The following is a 1080-nucleotide window of genomic DNA, read 5'->3' on the forward strand; positions in this document are numbered from 1 at the left end:
GGGGTGACATTGCGGGAGGGTAGGGCCGTGAAGCCCCGTAGTTCAAGGATTTCTTTCACGCGAGGTGCTGATATCGGGTGGGGTCTTGCTGGGGCGACTTGGGCGAGATGAGGTGCTTGATATCATCCGCGTCGCGTAAAAGGCTGCGCCTCACGAGATCAGCTCACGGGATCGTTTGAGGCGATAATTTTCGGGCGTGAATCTATTTAGGGTGTTCTAAGGAACACCTTTTAGGTTGACCTAAGGCTCTTTCGCCGCTTCGATGTCTCTATTATGAGTGTTTCCAAGGTGCACTGGTGTTGGCGGAAGGATCTCGCCGCGTTTCGAGGCCTGTCGGACTTTCAGCGGTCTGGATTCCTCCTGGTCCTCGAATGGTTTGAAAACTTCCGCCTGCGCTACGGCTTGGAGGCTGGCAAGGAGGCGGGTCGGGTCTTTTGGCGCAACGAGGTGAAGGCAGCGGATCGTCCGCGGGAAGGCTGGCAGTTGGAGCAGTGGGAGGCGGCGATGCAGTGGTATTTTGATTGGCTGGATGCCTGTGCGGAGGCCAATGCCGACCACCGGAGCTTGCCGGAGAGGGTGAGGGCTGCGGTGCAGTCAGCTGGAGGGCGGCGAGGGCTGGCGCTGACGACGAAGCGTTGCTACGGGGCTTGGGCGGCTCGATACGCGGCATTCGGTGATGATGAGCGGGCGCTGATGAGGGTGGAGACGGCGAGTTTGTTTCTGGAGTCGGTGGTGAAGGATGAGGACTGCGCGTATTCGACGCAGAAGCAGGCGCTCAATGCCTTGGCGTTCTTTTTCAAGCATGTCTGTGGGGTGGATGATCCGGTTTTCAAGGTGAAGCTGAGGAAGACGGGGACGCGGGTTCCGGTGGTGCTCTCGAAGGGGGAGACGCAGCGGATTTTCGAAAAGCTCGAGATGCCGGGATGGGCCAAGGAGGGGCGCTATGGCTGCTATGGCTTGCCGGCACGGCTTCAATACGGGGCGGGGTTGCGGCGCTCTGAGTTGGTCAGGGTGCGGATCAAGGACGTTGATCTGGAGCGTGGGACGCTGACGGTCCGCAAGGGCAAGGGCGACAAGGAT

The 1080-nt window shown here is 59.9% G+C and carries 1 protein-coding gene; it reads left to right on the plus strand.

Features of this window, described 5'->3' with window-relative positions:
* Positions 1–273: 273 nt before the first annotated feature.
* Positions 274–1080, plus strand: an 807-nt coding sequence (locus ACFQY0_RS21170) for a tyrosine-type recombinase/integrase (RefSeq protein WP_379717043.1), incomplete at its 3' end; no start/stop codon positions are given.

The sequence above is a fragment of the Haloferula chungangensis genome (assembly GCF_042664875.1).
Taxonomy (GTDB): Bacteria; Verrucomicrobiota; Verrucomicrobiia; order Verrucomicrobiales; family Akkermansiaceae; genus Haloferula; species Haloferula chungangensis.